This window comes from Methanobrevibacter intestini, assembly GCF_047402955.1.
Taxonomy (GTDB): Archaea; Methanobacteriota; Methanobacteria; order Methanobacteriales; family Methanobacteriaceae; genus Methanocatella; species Methanocatella intestini.
In genome coordinates this window covers 622973-638130 of record NZ_CP187956.1, presented here as the reverse complement: position 1 = coordinate 638130, position 15158 = coordinate 622973, and the positions used below count along the sequence as shown (strand labels likewise).

The window sequence follows — 15158 nt, the reverse complement described above, 5'->3', positions numbered from 1 at the left end:
AATTTTATAATTTTAAACAATTTAATAGTCTTAAATTTTGTCTTTGTTCAAAATTTACTTTAAAATTTCTTAATTAACACTTGTTTGTTTAATTATCAATTTATTTTTAGTTTCTACTTTATTTTTTATTTTCCTATAAATTATCATGATTTATAATAAACTTTTTAAATGTATTAAAACATATATAATACATAATCTATTTTAATTTATTATAATTTTTTAGGAGATTGTGAATGATTATTATTGACGAAAATTTATGCAAAGGGTGTCACCTTTGTCTATATATGTGTCCACAGAATGTTTACGCAATATCTTCTGAACCTAATAAAAAAAGCGTACAATTGCCGTATGTTAATTTTGGAGATAGGTGTGATAAATGTGGTAAATGTGAAATAGCTTGCCCTGATCAAGCTATCACAGTAAATGATTTAGAGGGTAAATAGGAGGATTTATCATGTCAGAAGAATTTTTTATTCAAGGAAATGAAGCATGTGCAAAAGGTGCATTGAAGGCAGGTTGCAGATTTTTTGCAGGTTATCCTATTACCCCATCTACTGAAGTAGCTGAAACTTTAGCTCGTGAACTTCCGAAAGTTGGGGGAGCTTTTGTTCAAATGGAAGATGAAATTGCATCAGCAGGTGCTATTATTGGAGGTTCATGGGGAGGATCCAAATCAATGACTGCTACTTCCGGACCGGGTATTTCTTTAATGCAAGAAAATATAGGTTATGCATTTATTTCAGAGACTCCGATTGTTATTGTTAATGTTCAAAGAGGTTCTCCGTCTACTGGTCAGCCAACAATGGCTGCTCAGGCAGACATGATGCAGGCCCGTTGGGGATCTCACGGTGATTATGAGCCGATAGCTTTATCTCCATCAAGTGTTCAGGAATTTTTTGATTTCACTATAAAAGCTTTTAATTTAGCTGAACAGTACAGAACTCCTGTATTTGTTTTAGCTGATGAAGTTATTGGGCACATGAGGGAAAAAATTGTTGTTGAAGATGATATTGAAGTTATTTCCAGGGAAATGCCTGAAGATAAAGATGACTTTTTACCATTTGAAAATGTCGATGGTATCAATCCAATGCCTTCTTTTGGAGCAGGATTCAATATACATGTAACAGGTTTAACTCATGATGAAAGAGGTTATCCAGACACCAACTCTCCGGAAACTCATCAAACTCTTGTTAAACGTTTATGCAATAAAGTGTTAAAAAATAAAGATAAAATTTGTTCTGTTCAAAGTGAAAATTGTGAAGATGCTGACATTGTTATTGTATCTTATGGTGCTCCGGTCAGGTCTGTTATAACTGCTACTAAAGAAGCTAGAGCTAACGGCAAAAAAGTAGGTTATATTAAAATTGATACTCCATGGCCTTTCCCTGATGAACAGATAAAACAGTTAACTAAAAATGCAAGTGATGTTTTAGTTGTTGAAATGAATTTAGGTCAAATGTATTATGAAGTAGACAGAGCAGTTAATGCTACAGCTAATACTCATCTTTTAGGTGTTATTGGAGGATTATTGCCAACTCCTGAAGAAATTTTATCAAAAATTAAAGAAATCGGAGGAAACTAAATGTCAATCGAAAAAGATCCCAATGGAAACAAATTTATTCCTTATATGAGGGAAGACAGGCTTCCTCATATCTTTTGTCCAGGTTGTGGAAATGGTAGTATTATGAATGCTTTTTTCAAGGGAATGGAAGAAGCTGAAATGGATTTTGATAATATAGCTATGGTTTCAGGTATTGGATGTTCTTCAAGGATTCCAGGTTATGTTAAATGTGATTCATTGCACACAACTCATGGAAGGGCACTTAGTTTTGCAACTGGTTTAAAAGTGTCTAACTCTGATTTGGATGTTGTTGTATTTACTGGAGACGGTGATGCTGCTTCTATTGGAGGTAACCATTTAATCCATGCAGCTAGAAGAAACATTAATTTAACTGTTATCTGTATTAACAACAATATCTATGGAATGACTGGTGGTCAGATTAGCCCTACTTCTCCAAAAGGCAGTTTTGGAACAACTGCACCTTATGGAAATGGTGATTATCCGTTTAAATTAGCCGAACTTGTTGCAGCAGCTGGTGCAACTTATGTTGCAAGATGGACAACTGTTCAAGTTGATGAATTGGTAGATTCTATTAAAACAGCTTTAAAAAATCCTGGATTTTCATTTGTTGAAGTTGTTTCTCAATGTCCAACTTATTATGGTCGTAAAAACAAACTTAGAACCCCAACAGCTATGGCAGTAACTATGAAAATAAATACTTTGTCAAAAGAAGATGCTGAAGGTATGAGTGATGATGAATTAATTGGGAAAATTGTCACTGGTGAATTTGCTAACAAATCAAGACCTGAATTTTGTGAAAATATTGAAAAATTAAGCGAAGACAAATCAGGTGGCAGAACTCTTGTTGATTCTGCATATGAAACAGATTTATAAACTGGAGGATAATATGAGAAAAGAATTGAGAATAGGTGGGTTTGGAGGACAAGGAGTAATTCTTGCAGGAATTATTTTAGGAAAAGCTGCTTGTCTTTTTGATAAAAATGAAGCAGTTCAAACTCAGTCTTACGGTCCTGAAGCTCGTGGGGGAGCTTCTAAATGTGAAGTTGTTATTAGTGATAAAAAAATTGATTATCCTAAAGTTCAAAGTCCGGATATTTTAGTAGCAATGTCTCATGAAGCATTACTTAAATATATTGTTGATTTGAAGGATAATGGGGTTTTAATTGTTGATCCTGGAACAACAACTATTGAAGATGTTCAGGATTTTATTGATGAACATAATATTAAAGTTTATAATGCTCCGGCAACCAAAACAGCAATGGATGATATTGGTCTTAAAATTGTGGCCAATATTGTTATGGTTGGAGCTATTACAAAAATTACAGAAGTTATATCTAAAGATGCAGCTATCGAATCAATTAAAGCTAGTGTTCCTGCAGGAACTGAAGATAAAAACATAGCTGCTTTTGAAGCAGGATATAATTTCTAATTAGGTGTTATAATGAAATTTTTCGAATATATGGCAAAAAGAATTTTTAATGAGGAAGGAATTCCAATTTTGGAAGGACATGTTGCTAATTCTGCTGAAGAAGCAACTTCTATTGCATCAGACATGGGAGTGCCTGTTGCAATAAAATCTCAGGTATTAGTTGGTGGTAGAGGTAAAGCAGGTGGTATTAAATTTGCAGATAACCCTGGTGAAGCATATAAAGTTGCTGATTCATTGATTGGCACTACAATTAATGGCGAAAGAGTACATCAGCTTTTAATTGAGAAAAAAGCAAATATTATTAAAGAATTTTTCTTAAGCATATCCATTGACAGAGCCAATAAAAGACCGGTTATTATGGTAAGTAATGAAGGTGGGGTTGAAATTGAAAATTTAGCTAAAACAAACCCTGAAAAGATAATTAAATATCATCCAAATCCTTTAATTGAATTTTTACCATATGAAGCTCGTGAAATAGCTCGTAAAATGGGCGTTCCATCAAATTTAATATCTCAAATGGGTGATGTAATATACAAATTATATAAATTATTTGAGAAATATGATGCAGAAACCGCCGAAATCAATCCATTAGTATTGACTGATGAAGGATTAATAGCTGCTGATGCAAAATTCGTTGTGGAAAATGATTCATTGTACAGACATCCGGAATTAGTAAAACTTGCACGTTATAAGAAAAAAGCAGTCGATTTTGTTAAATTAGATGGAGATATTGCAGTTATTGGTAATGGTGCAGGTTTAACATTAACTGGTATGGACATGATTAAATTCCACGGTGGAGAGCCAGCTACTTTCTTAGATATTGGTGGGGGAGCTTCAGAAGAAAGTATTAAAAAATCCCTTAACATAGTATTAAATTATGAACCGGTTAAAGTAGTGTTTTTAAATGTTTTAGGAGGAATTACTAAAGCAGATGATGTTGCTCATGGTGTTGTTGATGCTATTAGAGAATCTAAAAGCTTAGTATCAATTGTAATTAGGTTAACAGGTACTAATGAAGAGGAAGGTCAAAGAATACTTGAAGAAGCAGGAATTCCATATGAAATTTCAATGGAAAAAGCAGCTAAAAAAGCTGTTGAGCTTTGTAATAAAATTAAGGCTGAAGAATGAAATTTTTTGCTATAAATGGTAGTCATAGAAAAGATGGAAATACTGCTCAGCTTTTAGAAAAAGCTTTGGAAGGAATACACTCAGTTTGCAGTGATGCAGAAATTGAATCAGTTAATTTATATGATATTCCTTTTAATGGTTGTAAAAGCTGTTTTGCATGTAAAAAGATTAATGGTCGTCATTATGGAAAATGTGTTTATAAAGATGACTTCAAACCGATTCTGGAAAAAATTGTTCAGGCAGATGGTGTAATACTGGGATCTCCAGTTTACTTTGGCGATGTAAGTGGAGTAATGAGGTGCTTTTTAGAGCGTTTTATCTTTCCATTCTTTGTTTATGATGAGGATATGACTAGCTTAGCTCCAAAAAAGATGGCTATTGGTTGTATTTACACTATGAATCTTGATGAGGAAACTGCAAGACAATTGGGCTACCATGATTTATTCGATAAAAATGAATTTGTTTTGGAAAAAATGTTTACAAAGCCTATTCATCTTTATTCTTACGACACCTATCAGTTTGATTATTCCAAGTATAAAATGGAACTTTTTACTGAAGATGAAAAATTAAAAACACGTAAAACACAGTTTCCAATTGATTTGGAAAATGCATTTAAATTAGGAGAAAAAATAGCTATTGGAGCAAAACAACACGACTGACTTCAGATTCGTTAACTATTTTTTTACCACAATTTTCTCCTATTTTTTGGGCAAAACTTTTAACTTCATCAAATGTTGGCATATTGTCAGGGGTTAATCTGTATCTTGATGATCCGACACACATGTAAGCTTTTATTTCTACAAAATCAGGATTTGATTTTTTAATTAATTCTCCGTATTTTTCAGGATTAATCATGTTTCTTCCTTTAACGCATGTTGTTCTTATACATGTGCGGGAGTTAAAACTAGCTAGTGTATCAAGTGACTGGTTTAAATTATCCCATCCTTCACTAATTTGAGGTTGGCAAACCTCATTATATATTTTCTTAGTAGGAGCATCTAAGGAAAGATATAGCTGGTAAGGTTCATTTTCTAAGTTTTTTAATTTATCAACACACTGGCCATTGCTGACAACGAAAGTTGTGAAATTACGGCGGTTAAATTCAGCTATTAATTCATCAATTTCGGGATATAACATTGGTTCTCCAGCTAGTGAAATAGCTGCATTTGTAGGAGTTTTGGATTCTTCTAATTTTTCTTTATTTGCTTTGTCATTTCCAAAAAAACCGCAAAGTAAATTATTCTGAGCTTCAATGGCTTCATCAATTATAGTTTTAGGATCATCGTATTCCCCTTCCCATTGGGTCTGGGTATATGACAAATCTCTCCAGCAAAACTCACATTTTTGCTGACAGTTAGGTACTGCAGGAGCCATCTGAAGACATCTGTGGCTTTCAATACCGTAAAATTTTTCTTTATAACAGACTCCTCTGTCTAAAATACTTTGTTTGGTCCAGTGGCATATTTTAGCAGCTGCGTGGTTGTGGCTACCAACAAATCTGTATCCGCTTGACTCTAATTTTTCTACTTGTGTTCTAGTTAATGACATAATCTTAAAAATCCTTAATGCTATGAGTTTATTTTAGAGCATTATACTAATTTAATATTATTGTTTGTTGACTAAATTTTTAATTCACGCATATCAAAAAGTAAATTGTTGAATGGTTAGGTTTTAATAATTGTTTTATTTATATTATTTATTATGAATAATAAAATTTTAGTTCTTGTTTGTGCAGTTATACTAATTTTAGCAGCTTTTGTTTCTGCTTTTGTTTTTATAAATCCGCAGGAAGAATCATCTTTAACAATTACAAGTAATGCAACTTTATATGATGGGGATAATTGTACTGTTAAGTTAACTGATGAAAATGGTCTTGGAATAGCTAATAAAACAGTTAATGTAACTTTAACTAATGAAAACGGGTCAAAATCTAATTTTGAATATATCACTGATGGGATGGATTAATTAGTTTTAATATAACTGGTATTGGTAATTATTCTATTGGTTGTGTTTTTGATGGGGACAGGGACTATAAAAGTACTAATGTAACTCAAAATGTAAGTGTTATTGCTAATGTAGTTCAGGATGGAAATAATGGATTTAAAGATACATCTAATCAAAAATCATCTTCTTCTCAAAGTAATTATTATGAAGATGATCATTTGTCCTGTGAACAATTAAAAGCCAAATATCCTGAAATGTCTGACGGCGAATTATTTGAGAGATTCGGTGAAAGAGGGGATAATGGAATAATGTATAATGGAAAACACGTATGGGAAGATAGGGGTGATGGGAGAACATATAGCGGACATACTATTTAGCAGTCTCAATAATTTGAGCTGCTATTCGTCATCATATTCCCAGCTGTCTGCGTACCTGTCATCGTAGTATGCGTCATCGTAATAGTAATCATCACCTACAGCATCATCATATGAATCATCGTAGTCATAAGAATAGCTGGTTGTGGTGTGATGTATCGGATTTGTGGTATGGTGGTTATTTTCTTTTTTATCTTCGCTGCTGTTTAGATAGCTGTCGCTGATGTTGGTTGTAGGTGGCAGATATTCGTAACTTGAATTTAAAGTATCCTCTTTAGTTGAGGTCTTTGATTCATAAGCTATAATGGCAAATAAGCAGATAATCATAACTAAAATTATACAAAGTTTGGATGCTTTGTTCATATATATTAATTTTATCTAGAAAGATATATATTTTGTGTATATATGGATATTATCTAAAAGTATTTTGGTTAAATTTAAATGATTTTAAATCAAAAATATTAATTAAATTAATGATTTGGGGAATTATTTATGAATACGCCAATTGTAATATTAAATTATAAAACTTATTTAGAATCTAGTGGGGAAAATGCATTGGAGTTAGCTCGTGCATTAAAAAGTGCTTCAGAAGAATCAGGTATCACTATGGTTGCAGCTCCACAGGCAGCTGATATTTATAGGGTTCACGATCAAATTTCTTTACCTATTTTTGCACAGCACATTGATCCAATTACTCCTGGAGGACATACAGGTTCTAATTTAATTGAAACTTTAATTGAAGCAGGCATTAACGGTAGTTTAATTAACCATTCTGAAAACAGGATGAAATTAGCTGATATTGATGAAGTTATACAATTGTGTAAGCAACATAATATTGAATCCTGTGTCTGTACAAATAATATTGCAACAAGTAAAGCAATAGCTACTTTTAATCCTGATGCAGTAGCTGTAGAACCTCCAGAACTTATTGGTAGTGGAATTCCAGTATCTCAGGCACAACCAGAAGTTGTAGAAGACTCTGTTAAAGGAGTCAAATCAATCAATAAAAAAATCAAAGTCTTGTGTGGTGCAGGAATATCTACTGGAGAGGATATGAAAGCTGCAATGGATTTAGGTGCAGATGGAGTTTTACTGGCTTCCGGAATTGTTAAAGCTGAAAATCCTAAAAAAGCTTTATTGGATTTAGTTAGTAAATTATAAAAACTTGTATTTTTATAAATTTATTTATATTTAATATTTTGAGTGAAATGATGGCTGATAAATTTAATACAATTGACGACTTTGATGTTGAAAATAAAACTGTGTTAGTTAGAATTGATATTAACTCTCCAGTTGATCCTAGTTCTGGGATTATATTAGATGATACAAGATTAAAATTGCATGCTAAAACAATTAAAGAATTATCTAATAAAGGAGCTAAAGTTGTATTGCTTGCTCATCAAAGCCGTCCAGGTAAAAAAGATTTCACAGATTTATCTCAGCATGCTGATGCATTATCTGATCTTTTGAATTTAAGAGTGAAATATATAGATTCTATCTTTTCAAAATCTGCAAAACAAGCTATTAAACAACTAAAACCACATGAAATTCTTTTACTTGAAAATGTAAGGTTCTTTTCTGAAGAATCTTTATCCAGATCTGCTGAAGCTCAGGCAGAAACATTACTGGTTAGGCAATTGTCTCCGGTAATTGATTATTTTGTTAATGATGCATTTGCAGCAGCTCATAGATCTCAGGCATCTTTAGTAGGTTTTACTGTTAACACTCCTTCAGCTGCAGGCCGGGTAATGGAAAAAGAACTGACTGTAATTCAGAGTGCTTTGGATAATGTGGAACATCCCTGTGTATTCCTGCTTGGCGGAATGAAACCTGATGATTCAATAGATGTTATGGAAAATGTATTAAGTAACGGTACTGCAGATTCTATTTTAACAACAGGTATTGTAGGAAACATTGTTCTTTGGGCTGCAGGTGTAGACATCTGTGAAGTAAACAAGAATTTTATAATAAGTAAAGGATATGAATCAATGGTTTCAAAAGCCAGAAATCTTATTGAAAAATTTGGAAATAAAGTAAAATATCCTATTGATGTAGCTATTGAAAAAGATGGCGAAAGAAAAGATGTTGATTGTGATAATATTCCTAATGAAGCTATTTTTGATATTGGTGTAAAAACAATTAGTTATTATGCAAAAATAATCCGTGATTCTAAAACAGTATTTGCAAATGGTCCTGCAGGAGTATTTGAAGATCCTAAATTTGCAATGGGAACTGAAGATTTAATTAATGCTATGGCTAAATCAAATGCATTTACACTGATTGGTGGTGGCCATATTGCTGCAGCTACTTCAGCTTTAGGTTATGAAGACCAAATGAGTCATTTAAGCAGCGGAGGTGGAGCTTGCATCAGCATGCTTGCAGGTAAAAAACTGGCTGCTGTTCAGGCATTAAGGGATTCAGCAAAAAATAGTAAAAATTAACTATTTTTCGCTTTAAATTCTTTTAATAAATTTTCACTAGCTGTTTTTGGATTTTGAGAATTCATGATGGCGCTGACAACAGATATTCCATCAATTCCACAGTCATTTAATTCATGTGCATTTTCCTGAGTGATTCCTCCAATAGCTACAGCAGGAATATCAACAGATTTTACTATTTCTTTTAACTCTTTTTTAGATACTGATGTCGCATCGTCTTTTGTATTTGTCGGATAAACTGCACCAACACCTATGTAATCTGCACTGTCCCTCTGAGCTTTTTTAGCTTCTTTAATATTTGCAGCAGATACTCCTAAGATTTTATCTTTGCCAATCAGTAATCTTGCTATCTGTGTAGGCATATCACTTTGTCCGATGTGTACGCCCTCAGCATCAATAGCTAGAGCAATATCAATTCTGTCATTGATTATTAGAGGCACATTATATTTTTGTGTAATTTCCTTAACTTTCAAAGCCAAATTATAGAAGTCTAATGTTTCAGCTTTTTTTTCTCTAAGTTGAACTACACTGACTCCACCTTTTAATGATTCTTCTATAATATTTAAAAATTTTTCTTCATCTTCACTGTTGTTGGTTACAAGATAAAGTGATAAGTTCAGGCTGTTCATAATATCTCAATGTTGCTTTTGTTAATTAAAGTTTGACCATCTAATTTATATAAATAGTCTATTAAATAAGCTCTAAAGCTTCCTGTTCCTGCATTTTCATTGTCTACTTTAGCTCTTGCTTTTTCACCGGCTATTGTCATTAATAATGCTGCAAGTAATGTTCCTTCAAGAGGATTAGTAGCTCCAATACAACTTCCTACAATAGATGACAGCATACAGCCACTGCCTGTAATTTGAGGCATCATTTCATCACCATTGTCAATAGCTATTGTAGTTTCACCATCAGATAAAATGTCTATTGGGCCACTGGCTAATATTACTGTATCCAAGTTAGCTGCAAGTTTAGAAATGATTTTAGCATTTTCATTTAAGTTGTCTTTAGTTATAATATCACTTTCAGATACATCTACGCCTTTTGCAGTATTTGATTCGGAAATTATTCCAGTTAATTTGGCTATTGTTTTTATTTCAGTTATATTTCCTCTAATAGCTGTTAATTTATAATTTTCAATAAGTTCTAATGTTACTTTATTTCTTAATTGACTTATTCCTACTCCAACTGGATCAAGAATAACTGGGGTGTTTATTTTATTTGCTTGAGCAGAACTAACTTTCATAGCTTCAACTTGTTCATGACTTAATTTTCCAATATTTATTACTAAAGCATCAGATATTGAGACAACTTCAGCTACTTCTTCAATATCTTCAGACATAATTGGAGAAGCACCAATAGCCAATACTGCATTTGCACAATCATTTACAGTTACAAAATTAGTTATGCAGTGAGTTAATGGATTTTTGTTTTTTAATTCATCTAATAATTTTGGTATTTTTTGAAGTAATTCTTCTTTATTTATCATGATTTATAATTATAAAACTTTTAGTATATAATATTTAATGTGTGTATTTTTTGAATTAAGTTTAATTTAGGGAGTATTTTTTGTTTTTTATTGAACAGTTATCATTATTTTTAAAAGTTCATTGTTTAATTTCATTATTTTTTGAGTATTAGAAAAGTATTTAAATAAGTTTATACAAAAGTTTATTTGTTACATTAATTTCATTATGCCTCGATAGCTCAGTCTGGTGGAGCGCGAGACTTGTAATCTCGTGGTCGCGGGTTCAATTCCCGTTCGGGGCTTTCTATTTTGTGTTTTTTAGTACACATATTATGATTACATTTTTTTCAAAATATTGTAATCAATAACATTTATATACTATGAGGTATAAAATAGGTAATGTATGATGTATTGTTATGCATCTAGTTTGTATTAAGTGGGACCGTAGGGTAGCTTGGTCGATCCTTTGGGCTTTGGGAGCCTGAGACTCCGGTTCAAATCCGGGCGGTCCCATTTCATGTCCCGCCTTAGCTCAATTTGGCAGAGCGTTGGACTGTAGATCCAAATGTTGCTGGTTCAAGTCCGGCAGGCGGGATTTGATTACTTTATTAAATTGATTATATTTATGGTTGTGGAAAATTAATTTTTCCGAAACCTTTATATATGATACTAAATATAGTAATTAATGGTGTATGGTTAATACTGTTTGATTAGCTATACTGTATTTTAAGTATTTCCTGCCTTGGTGGTGTAGGGGCTATCATGTGGGCCTGTCGAGCCCGCGACTCGGGTTCAAATCCCGGCCAAGGCGCTTAATATTTAAATGTTGTATGTGAGGGCCCGTAGCTCAGTCTGGCAGAGCGCTTGGCTTTTAACCAAGCGGCCGCGGGTTCAATTCCCGTCGGGCCCGTTTTCTAATTTTATATTTTAACTTTTCTAGCTGGAGGAATTATATATTGACAATTAATATTCAAGAACATATGCTTGTACCTAAGCATGAAATAATGACTGATTCTGAAATTGAAGATTTAAAAAATAGTGCTGACTATGATATTGAAAATCTTCCTAGAATTAAAGTTGATGATCCTGTTGTAAAAGCTATTGGTGCTAAAGAACATGATATTTTAAGGATTACTCGTGAGAGTGATACTGCAGGTACTTTTGTTACTTATCGTATTGTAAAAAGTTAGTTATAATGTTAGAATAGTAAAATTTAGTATAATAAGTTTATTTCTGTATTTTTTTATTGTTTTTGGAAATTCATTATAATAAATTTGAACTTAGTTTGAGAGGAATTATCTTAATAGAGATAGTTAGGAGTAAATTAAGAATAATAATCAAATGAAGAATTTTAATTAGGTTTCCTAATCTTATTTTTATTAGTTAATTATTTTTATGGTGTTTTATAGAATGCTGGAGGAAGTCCATGACAGAGAATAACTGGAAATTAGTTGATGCATTTTTTGATAAATATGATTTAGTTGACCATCATATTAAATCATACAACGATTTTATAAATAATGGGATTCAAAATATCATAGATATTACTGAACCTATTACTTTAGAAAATGGTAAATATACTTTAAAAACAGGTAAACTCTTTATTGAAAAGCCATTCACTAAAGAGGCAGACGGTTCTAAAAGTATGATTTATCCTGCGGAAGCAAGACTTAGAAATTTAAATTATTCTGCACATATGTATCTTGAGATGGCATTAAATGAAGAAGGGGAAGATAATCCTTTAGAAAAAGTGTATATTGGAGAATTACCAGTAATGCTTAAATCTGATATTTGTCATCTTCATGGTCTTAGTGATGAAGAATTAATTGAACAAGGTGAAGACCCTCAAGATTTAGGTGGTTACTTTATTGTAAATGGTTCTGAAAGAGCTGTTGTAACAATGGAGGAAATTGCACCAAATAAAATTATTCTTGAGCGTATTGGTGAAGTTGAAGATAGAAGAGCTAAAGCTATTGTAACCTCTATTAAAAGTGGTTTCAGAGCAAGAATTTCTCTTGAATATAAAAAACCACGTAAAAGCGGTGTATTTTTAAGAATTTCTTTCCCTTATGTTCCAGGGGAAATTCCACTTGTTATTTTATTAAGAGCTCTTGGTTTAGCTACAGATCAAGAAATTATTACTGCAATTTCCAATGATCCAAATTTCCAAATGATTATTGCAGATGATATTCAGGTATCCCTTTCTCAGTTGAAATTAGATCAAAAAGAAATGGATGGCATGACTAAGGAAGAAAGAAGACAATATTTACAATTAGCAGCTATTAAATACATAGGTAACCGTGTAGCTAAAGGTATGACTGAGGAATACCGTGTTAAACGTGCTGAAGATGTAATTAATCGTTACTTATTGCCTCATATGGGTATTGAATCAGAAAGACGTGAAGCTAAAGCTACTTATTTAGCTGAAATGACTGAAATGTTACTTCAGGTTATTGATGAGCAAAGAGAACCTCACGATAAGGATCATTATACAAATAAAAGACTTAGAGTATCTGGAGATTTAATGGAAGATTTATTTAGAGTTGCTTTTACAAGTTTAACTAGAGATATGAGTTATCAACTTGAAAGAAGTATCTCCCGTGGTAAAGAGCTTTCCATCAAACAGGCAGTTCGTAGTGATGTTTTAACTGAAAATATTAAACATGCTATTGCAACTGGTAATTGGGTTGGTGGAAGAGCTGGTGTAAGTCAATTATTAGATAGAACTAGTTATATGGGTACTCTTTCTCATTTAAGACGTGTTGTATCTCCTTTAACAAGAAGTCAACCTCACTTTGAAGCAAGAGATTTGCACCCAACACAATTCGGTAAAATTTGTCCGAATGAAACTCCAGAGGGTCCTAACTGTGGTCTGGTAAAGAATTTAGCTTTAATGTGTAATATTTCTGAAGGTTCTGATGAACAGGAAATCATTGATGTTATTAAAAAAATGAATGTTTTAGATGATTAAGGGAAAGATAATATGGATAGTGCTAAGATTTATATTAATGGGGAGCTTTTAGGATACTGTAAAGATCCGGAAAGTTTCACCAATGAAATGAGAGAAAAAAGGAGAAATGGTAAGGTTTCTCATGAAATGAATATTACTTATTATGATAAAAATAATGAGATTTATATATTCAATGACCCTGGTAGGGCAAGAAGGCCGTTAATCATTGTAAAAGATGGCAAACCAGTTCTCACAGATAAACATTTAGAGAAAGTAGCTAAAGGTGAATTAAAATGGGACGATTTAATAGACAATGGTTTCATTGAATACTTGGATGCCGAAGAGGAAGAAAACTCCTATATTGCTATGAGTATTGCTGATTTAAATGAAGAACATACTCATTTGGAAATTGACCCGGCTACTATGCTTGGAATTTGTGCAGGTATTATTCCGTTTTCCGATCACAATTCTTCACCAAGGAATACTATGGAAGCAGGTATGACAAAACAAGCATTAGGATTATATGTTTCTAACTATGCATTACGTACAGATACAAGGGCTCACTTATTACACCATCCGCAAACTCCTATTGTAAAAACACGTATTATTGATTCAACTAATTATGACAAAAGACCATCAGGTCAGAACTTTGTTGTAGCTCTTATGTCTTACGAAGGATACAACATGGAAGATGCAATGGTTATTAACAAAGGTTCTCTTGAAAGAGGATTAGCTAGGTCTTCATTTTTCAGAGCTTATGATACTGCTGAAAAAAGGTATCCTGGTGGACAAGAGGATAAATTTGAGGTTCCTGACAAAAACATTAAAGGTTACCGTTCCGAAGATGCTTATAGGCATTTAGATGATGATGGTGTTGTTAACCCTGAATCATATGTTGAATCTGGTGATGTATTAATCGGTAAAACTTCACCACCAAGATTCTTGGAAGAAATAGATGAATTTGGTACTGTAGCTGAAAAAAGAAGAGAAACTTCTGTAACAGTCAGACACGGTGAAAAAGGTATTGTCGATGCTGTTCTTTTAACTGAAACTGTTGAAGGAAGCCGATTGGCTAAAATCAGGGTGAGGGATACCAGGCAACCTGAGTTCGGGGATAAATTTGCATCAAGGCACGGTCAGAAAGGGGTTCTTGGTTTAATATTATCTCCTGAAGATGTTCCTTTTACAGAATCTGGTGTTGTTCCTGATTTAATTGTTAACCCTCACGCTATTCCTTCCAGGATGTCTGTAGGACAAGTGCTTGAGATGGTAGCTGGTAAAGCAGGCTGTCTTGAAGGTGAACGTGTTGACGGAACTCCATTTAACACAGAACTTGAAAAAGAAATCAAACAGCAACTTAAAAATCACGGATTTGAATCTGCAGGTTGTGAATCATTATATAATGGTGTAACCGGAGAAAGAATCGAAGCTGAAATATTTGTTGGTGTTGCATATTACCAAAAATTACACCACATGACTACTGATAAAGTTTATGCTCGTTCAAGAGGTCCTGTACAAGTTCTTACCCGTCAGCCTACTGAAGGAAGAGCTCGTGAAGGTGGTTTAAGGTTTGGAGAAATGGAAAGAGATTGTCTTATTGCACACGGTGCAGCTCTTACCTTAAAAGAAAGGCTTTTAGATGAGTCTGACAAATATGAAGCTATTGTCTGTGAAAATTGTGGTATGTTAGCAGTATATGATAAGAATAAAAATAAAAAATACTGTCCAATTTGTGGAGATGTTGAAACTTATCCGATAGAAATTTCATACGCATTTAAATTATTATTAGATGAACTTAAGAGTTTATGTATTTTCCCTAAATTAGTTTTAGGAGACAAAACATAA

Annotated in this window: 17 protein-coding genes and 5 tRNA genes; 18 read left to right on the top strand and 4 right to left on the bottom strand. The window is 32.9% G+C overall.

The genetic code is table 11. From position 1 onward, the window contains the following. The first annotated feature begins 233 nt into the window (after positions 1 to 233). The 6 genes from ACMC9J_RS02945 to ACMC9J_RS02920 are packed head-to-tail and all read left to right on the top strand — an operon-like array spanning position 234 to position 4798. Positions 234 to 443: a 4Fe-4S binding protein gene (locus ACMC9J_RS02945; RefSeq protein ID WP_019264823.1), complete on the top strand. Its 210-nt coding sequence runs from the start codon at positions 234 to 236 to the stop codon at positions 441 to 443. An 11-nt stretch (positions 444 to 454) separates the two neighbouring features. Further along, on the top strand, positions 455 to 1582 hold the full coding sequence (locus tag ACMC9J_RS02940) for a 2-oxoacid:acceptor oxidoreductase subunit alpha (protein ID WP_427003523.1): 1128 nt from the start codon (positions 455 to 457) through the stop codon (positions 1580 to 1582). Then, entirely contained in the window at positions 1583 to 2455 is an 873-nt protein-coding gene (locus ACMC9J_RS02935; RefSeq protein WP_019264821.1) for a 2-oxoacid:ferredoxin oxidoreductase subunit beta, read from the top strand. Between the two features lie 13 nt (positions 2456 to 2468). Further along, positions 2469 to 3011: a 2-oxoacid:ferredoxin oxidoreductase subunit gamma gene (locus ACMC9J_RS02930; protein WP_250415803.1), complete on the top strand. Its 543-nt coding sequence runs from the start codon at positions 2469 to 2471 to the stop codon at positions 3009 to 3011. Positions 3012 to 3023: 12 nt separating this feature from the next. Beyond that, positions 3024 to 4139 (top strand): ADP-forming succinate--CoA ligase subunit beta, encoded by a 1116-nt coding sequence (gene sucC / locus ACMC9J_RS02925; protein ID WP_019266650.1) that lies wholly within the window; start codon positions 3024 to 3026, stop codon positions 4137 to 4139. Continuing rightward, the gene (locus tag ACMC9J_RS02920) at positions 4136 to 4798 is read left to right on the top strand and encodes a flavodoxin family protein (RefSeq protein WP_304129877.1); all 663 of its coding nucleotides are present in this window, start codon (positions 4136 to 4138) and stop codon (positions 4796 to 4798) included. The genes sucC and ACMC9J_RS02920 overlap by 4 nt, the downstream gene beginning before the upstream one ends. Here the strand turns inward: ACMC9J_RS02920 and twy1 are convergent. Then, complete coding sequence (twy1, locus tag ACMC9J_RS02915) at positions 4773 to 5687, bottom strand: 4-demethylwyosine synthase TYW1 (RefSeq protein ID WP_427003522.1); 915 nt, start codon at positions 5685 to 5687, stop codon at positions 4773 to 4775. The two genes, ACMC9J_RS02920 and twy1, sit on opposite strands and share 26 nt — an antisense overlap. Before the next feature lie 153 nt (positions 5688 to 5840). On the opposite strand from twy1, the gene ACMC9J_RS02910 reads away from it, so the two are divergent. Together ACMC9J_RS02910 and ACMC9J_RS02905 are read left to right on the top strand one after the other, a co-directional pair. Continuing rightward, a complete protein-coding gene (locus ACMC9J_RS02910; RefSeq protein ID WP_427003521.1) occupies positions 5841 to 6104 on the top strand; it encodes a type IV pilin in 264 nt (87 codons plus the stop codon). Between the two features lie 197 nt (positions 6105 to 6301). Continuing rightward, positions 6302 to 6460, top strand: coding sequence for a hypothetical protein (locus tag ACMC9J_RS02905; RefSeq protein ID WP_427003520.1), 159 nt, complete (start codon positions 6302 to 6304; stop codon positions 6458 to 6460). 21 nt (positions 6461 to 6481) lie between these two features. Here ACMC9J_RS02905 and ACMC9J_RS02900 read toward each other — a convergent pair whose 3' ends face one another. Beyond that, a complete protein-coding gene (locus tag ACMC9J_RS02900) occupies positions 6482 to 6820 on the bottom strand; it encodes a hypothetical protein (RefSeq protein WP_019266647.1) in 339 nt (112 codons plus the stop codon). A gap of 129 nt (positions 6821 to 6949) precedes the next feature. Here ACMC9J_RS02900 and tpiA point away from each other — a divergent pair, with 129 nt between their 5' ends. Beyond that, the gene (tpiA, locus tag ACMC9J_RS02895) at positions 6950 to 7618 is read left to right on the top strand and encodes a triose-phosphate isomerase (RefSeq protein ID WP_019264814.1); all 669 of its coding nucleotides are present in this window, start codon (positions 6950 to 6952) and stop codon (positions 7616 to 7618) included. A gap of 47 nt (positions 7619 to 7665) precedes the next feature. Next, a complete protein-coding gene (locus ACMC9J_RS02890) occupies positions 7666 to 8898 on the top strand; it encodes a phosphoglycerate kinase (protein ID WP_019267868.1) in 1233 nt (410 codons plus the stop codon). Here the strand turns inward: ACMC9J_RS02890 and thiE are convergent. Then, on the bottom strand, positions 8895 to 9524 hold the full coding sequence (gene thiE, locus ACMC9J_RS02885; protein ID WP_427003519.1) for a thiamine phosphate synthase: 630 nt from the start codon (positions 9522 to 9524) through the stop codon (positions 8895 to 8897). The genes ACMC9J_RS02890 and thiE overlap by 4 nt on opposite strands. Beyond that, positions 9521 to 10384 (bottom strand): hydroxyethylthiazole kinase, encoded by an 864-nt coding sequence (gene thiM, locus ACMC9J_RS02880; RefSeq protein ID WP_427003518.1) that lies wholly within the window; start codon positions 10382 to 10384, stop codon positions 9521 to 9523. The genes thiE and thiM overlap by 4 nt, the downstream gene beginning before the upstream one ends. Before the next feature lie 207 nt (positions 10385 to 10591). On the opposite strand from thiM, the gene ACMC9J_RS02875 reads away from it, so the two are divergent. The 8 genes from ACMC9J_RS02875 (at position 10592) to rpoB (ending at position 15158) form a co-directional block, all read left to right on the top strand. Beyond that, positions 10592 to 10665: transfer RNA gene (locus ACMC9J_RS02875), tRNA-Thr, on the top strand. Positions 10666 to 10801: 136 nt separating this feature from the next. Continuing rightward, a tRNA-Pro gene (locus tag ACMC9J_RS02870) sits at positions 10802 to 10876 on the top strand. An 8-nt stretch (positions 10877 to 10884) separates the two neighbouring features. Continuing rightward, positions 10885 to 10958 (top strand) — tRNA-Tyr (locus ACMC9J_RS02865). A gap of 144 nt (positions 10959 to 11102) precedes the next feature. After that, positions 11103 to 11174: transfer RNA gene (locus ACMC9J_RS02860), tRNA-Asp, on the top strand. A gap of 25 nt (positions 11175 to 11199) precedes the next feature. Next, positions 11200 to 11273: transfer RNA gene (locus ACMC9J_RS02855), tRNA-Lys, on the top strand. A gap of 46 nt (positions 11274 to 11319) precedes the next feature. Continuing rightward, positions 11320 to 11553 (top strand): DNA-directed RNA polymerase subunit H, encoded by a 234-nt coding sequence (locus tag ACMC9J_RS02850; protein WP_304129887.1) that lies wholly within the window; start codon positions 11320 to 11322, stop codon positions 11551 to 11553. A gap of 236 nt (positions 11554 to 11789) precedes the next feature. After that, positions 11790 to 13334 carry a DNA-directed RNA polymerase subunit B'' gene (locus ACMC9J_RS02845; protein WP_019264809.1) on the top strand — a complete coding sequence of 515 codons (1545 nt, stop codon included), beginning with the start codon at positions 11790 to 11792 and terminating at the stop codon, positions 13332 to 13334. A 12-nt stretch (positions 13335 to 13346) separates the two neighbouring features. Then, positions 13347 to 15158, top strand: coding sequence for a DNA-directed RNA polymerase subunit B (rpoB, locus tag ACMC9J_RS02840; protein ID WP_019264808.1), 1812 nt, complete (start codon positions 13347 to 13349; stop codon positions 15156 to 15158).

What these genes read in the sequence shown, in the direction of transcription:
- sucC (WP_019266650.1), top strand. Translation starts at nt 3,024, where the DNA reads ATGAAATTTTTCGAATATATGGCAAAAAGAATTTTTAATGAGGAAGGA.
- ACMC9J_RS02845 (WP_019264809.1), top strand. Translation starts at nt 11,790, where the DNA reads ATGACAGAGAATAACTGGAAATTAGTTGATGCATTTTTTGATAAATAT.
- ACMC9J_RS02935 (WP_019264821.1), top strand. Translation starts at nt 1,583, where the DNA reads ATGTCAATCGAAAAAGATCCCAATGGAAACAAATTTATTCCTTATATG.
- ACMC9J_RS02930 (WP_250415803.1), top strand. Translation starts at nt 2,469, where the DNA reads ATGAGAAAAGAATTGAGAATAGGTGGGTTTGGAGGACAAGGAGTAATT.
- twy1 (WP_427003522.1), bottom strand. Translation starts at nt 5,687, where the DNA reads ATGTCATTAACTAGAACACAAGTAGAAAAATTAGAGTCAAGCGGATAC.
- thiM (WP_427003518.1), bottom strand. Translation starts at nt 10,384, where the DNA reads ATGATAAATAAAGAAGAATTACTTCAAAAAATACCAAAATTATTAGAT.
- ACMC9J_RS02910 (WP_427003521.1), top strand. Translation starts at nt 5,841, where the DNA reads ATGAATAATAAAATTTTAGTTCTTGTTTGTGCAGTTATACTAATTTTA.
- ACMC9J_RS02920 (WP_304129877.1), top strand. Translation starts at nt 4,136, where the DNA reads ATGAAATTTTTTGCTATAAATGGTAGTCATAGAAAAGATGGAAATACT.
- ACMC9J_RS02900 (WP_019266647.1), bottom strand. Translation starts at nt 6,820, where the DNA reads ATGAACAAAGCATCCAAACTTTGTATAATTTTAGTTATGATTATCTGC.
- ACMC9J_RS02940 (WP_427003523.1), top strand. Translation starts at nt 455, where the DNA reads ATGTCAGAAGAATTTTTTATTCAAGGAAATGAAGCATGTGCAAAAGGT.
- ACMC9J_RS02945 (WP_019264823.1), top strand. Translation starts at nt 234, where the DNA reads ATGATTATTATTGACGAAAATTTATGCAAAGGGTGTCACCTTTGTCTA.
- ACMC9J_RS02890 (WP_019267868.1), top strand. Translation starts at nt 7,666, where the DNA reads ATGATGGCTGATAAATTTAATACAATTGACGACTTTGATGTTGAAAAT.
- tpiA (WP_019264814.1), top strand. Translation starts at nt 6,950, where the DNA reads ATGAATACGCCAATTGTAATATTAAATTATAAAACTTATTTAGAATCT.
- thiE (WP_427003519.1), bottom strand. Translation starts at nt 9,524, where the DNA reads ATGAACAGCCTGAACTTATCACTTTATCTTGTAACCAACAACAGTGAA.
- rpoB (WP_019264808.1), top strand. Translation starts at nt 13,347, where the DNA reads ATGGATAGTGCTAAGATTTATATTAATGGGGAGCTTTTAGGATACTGT.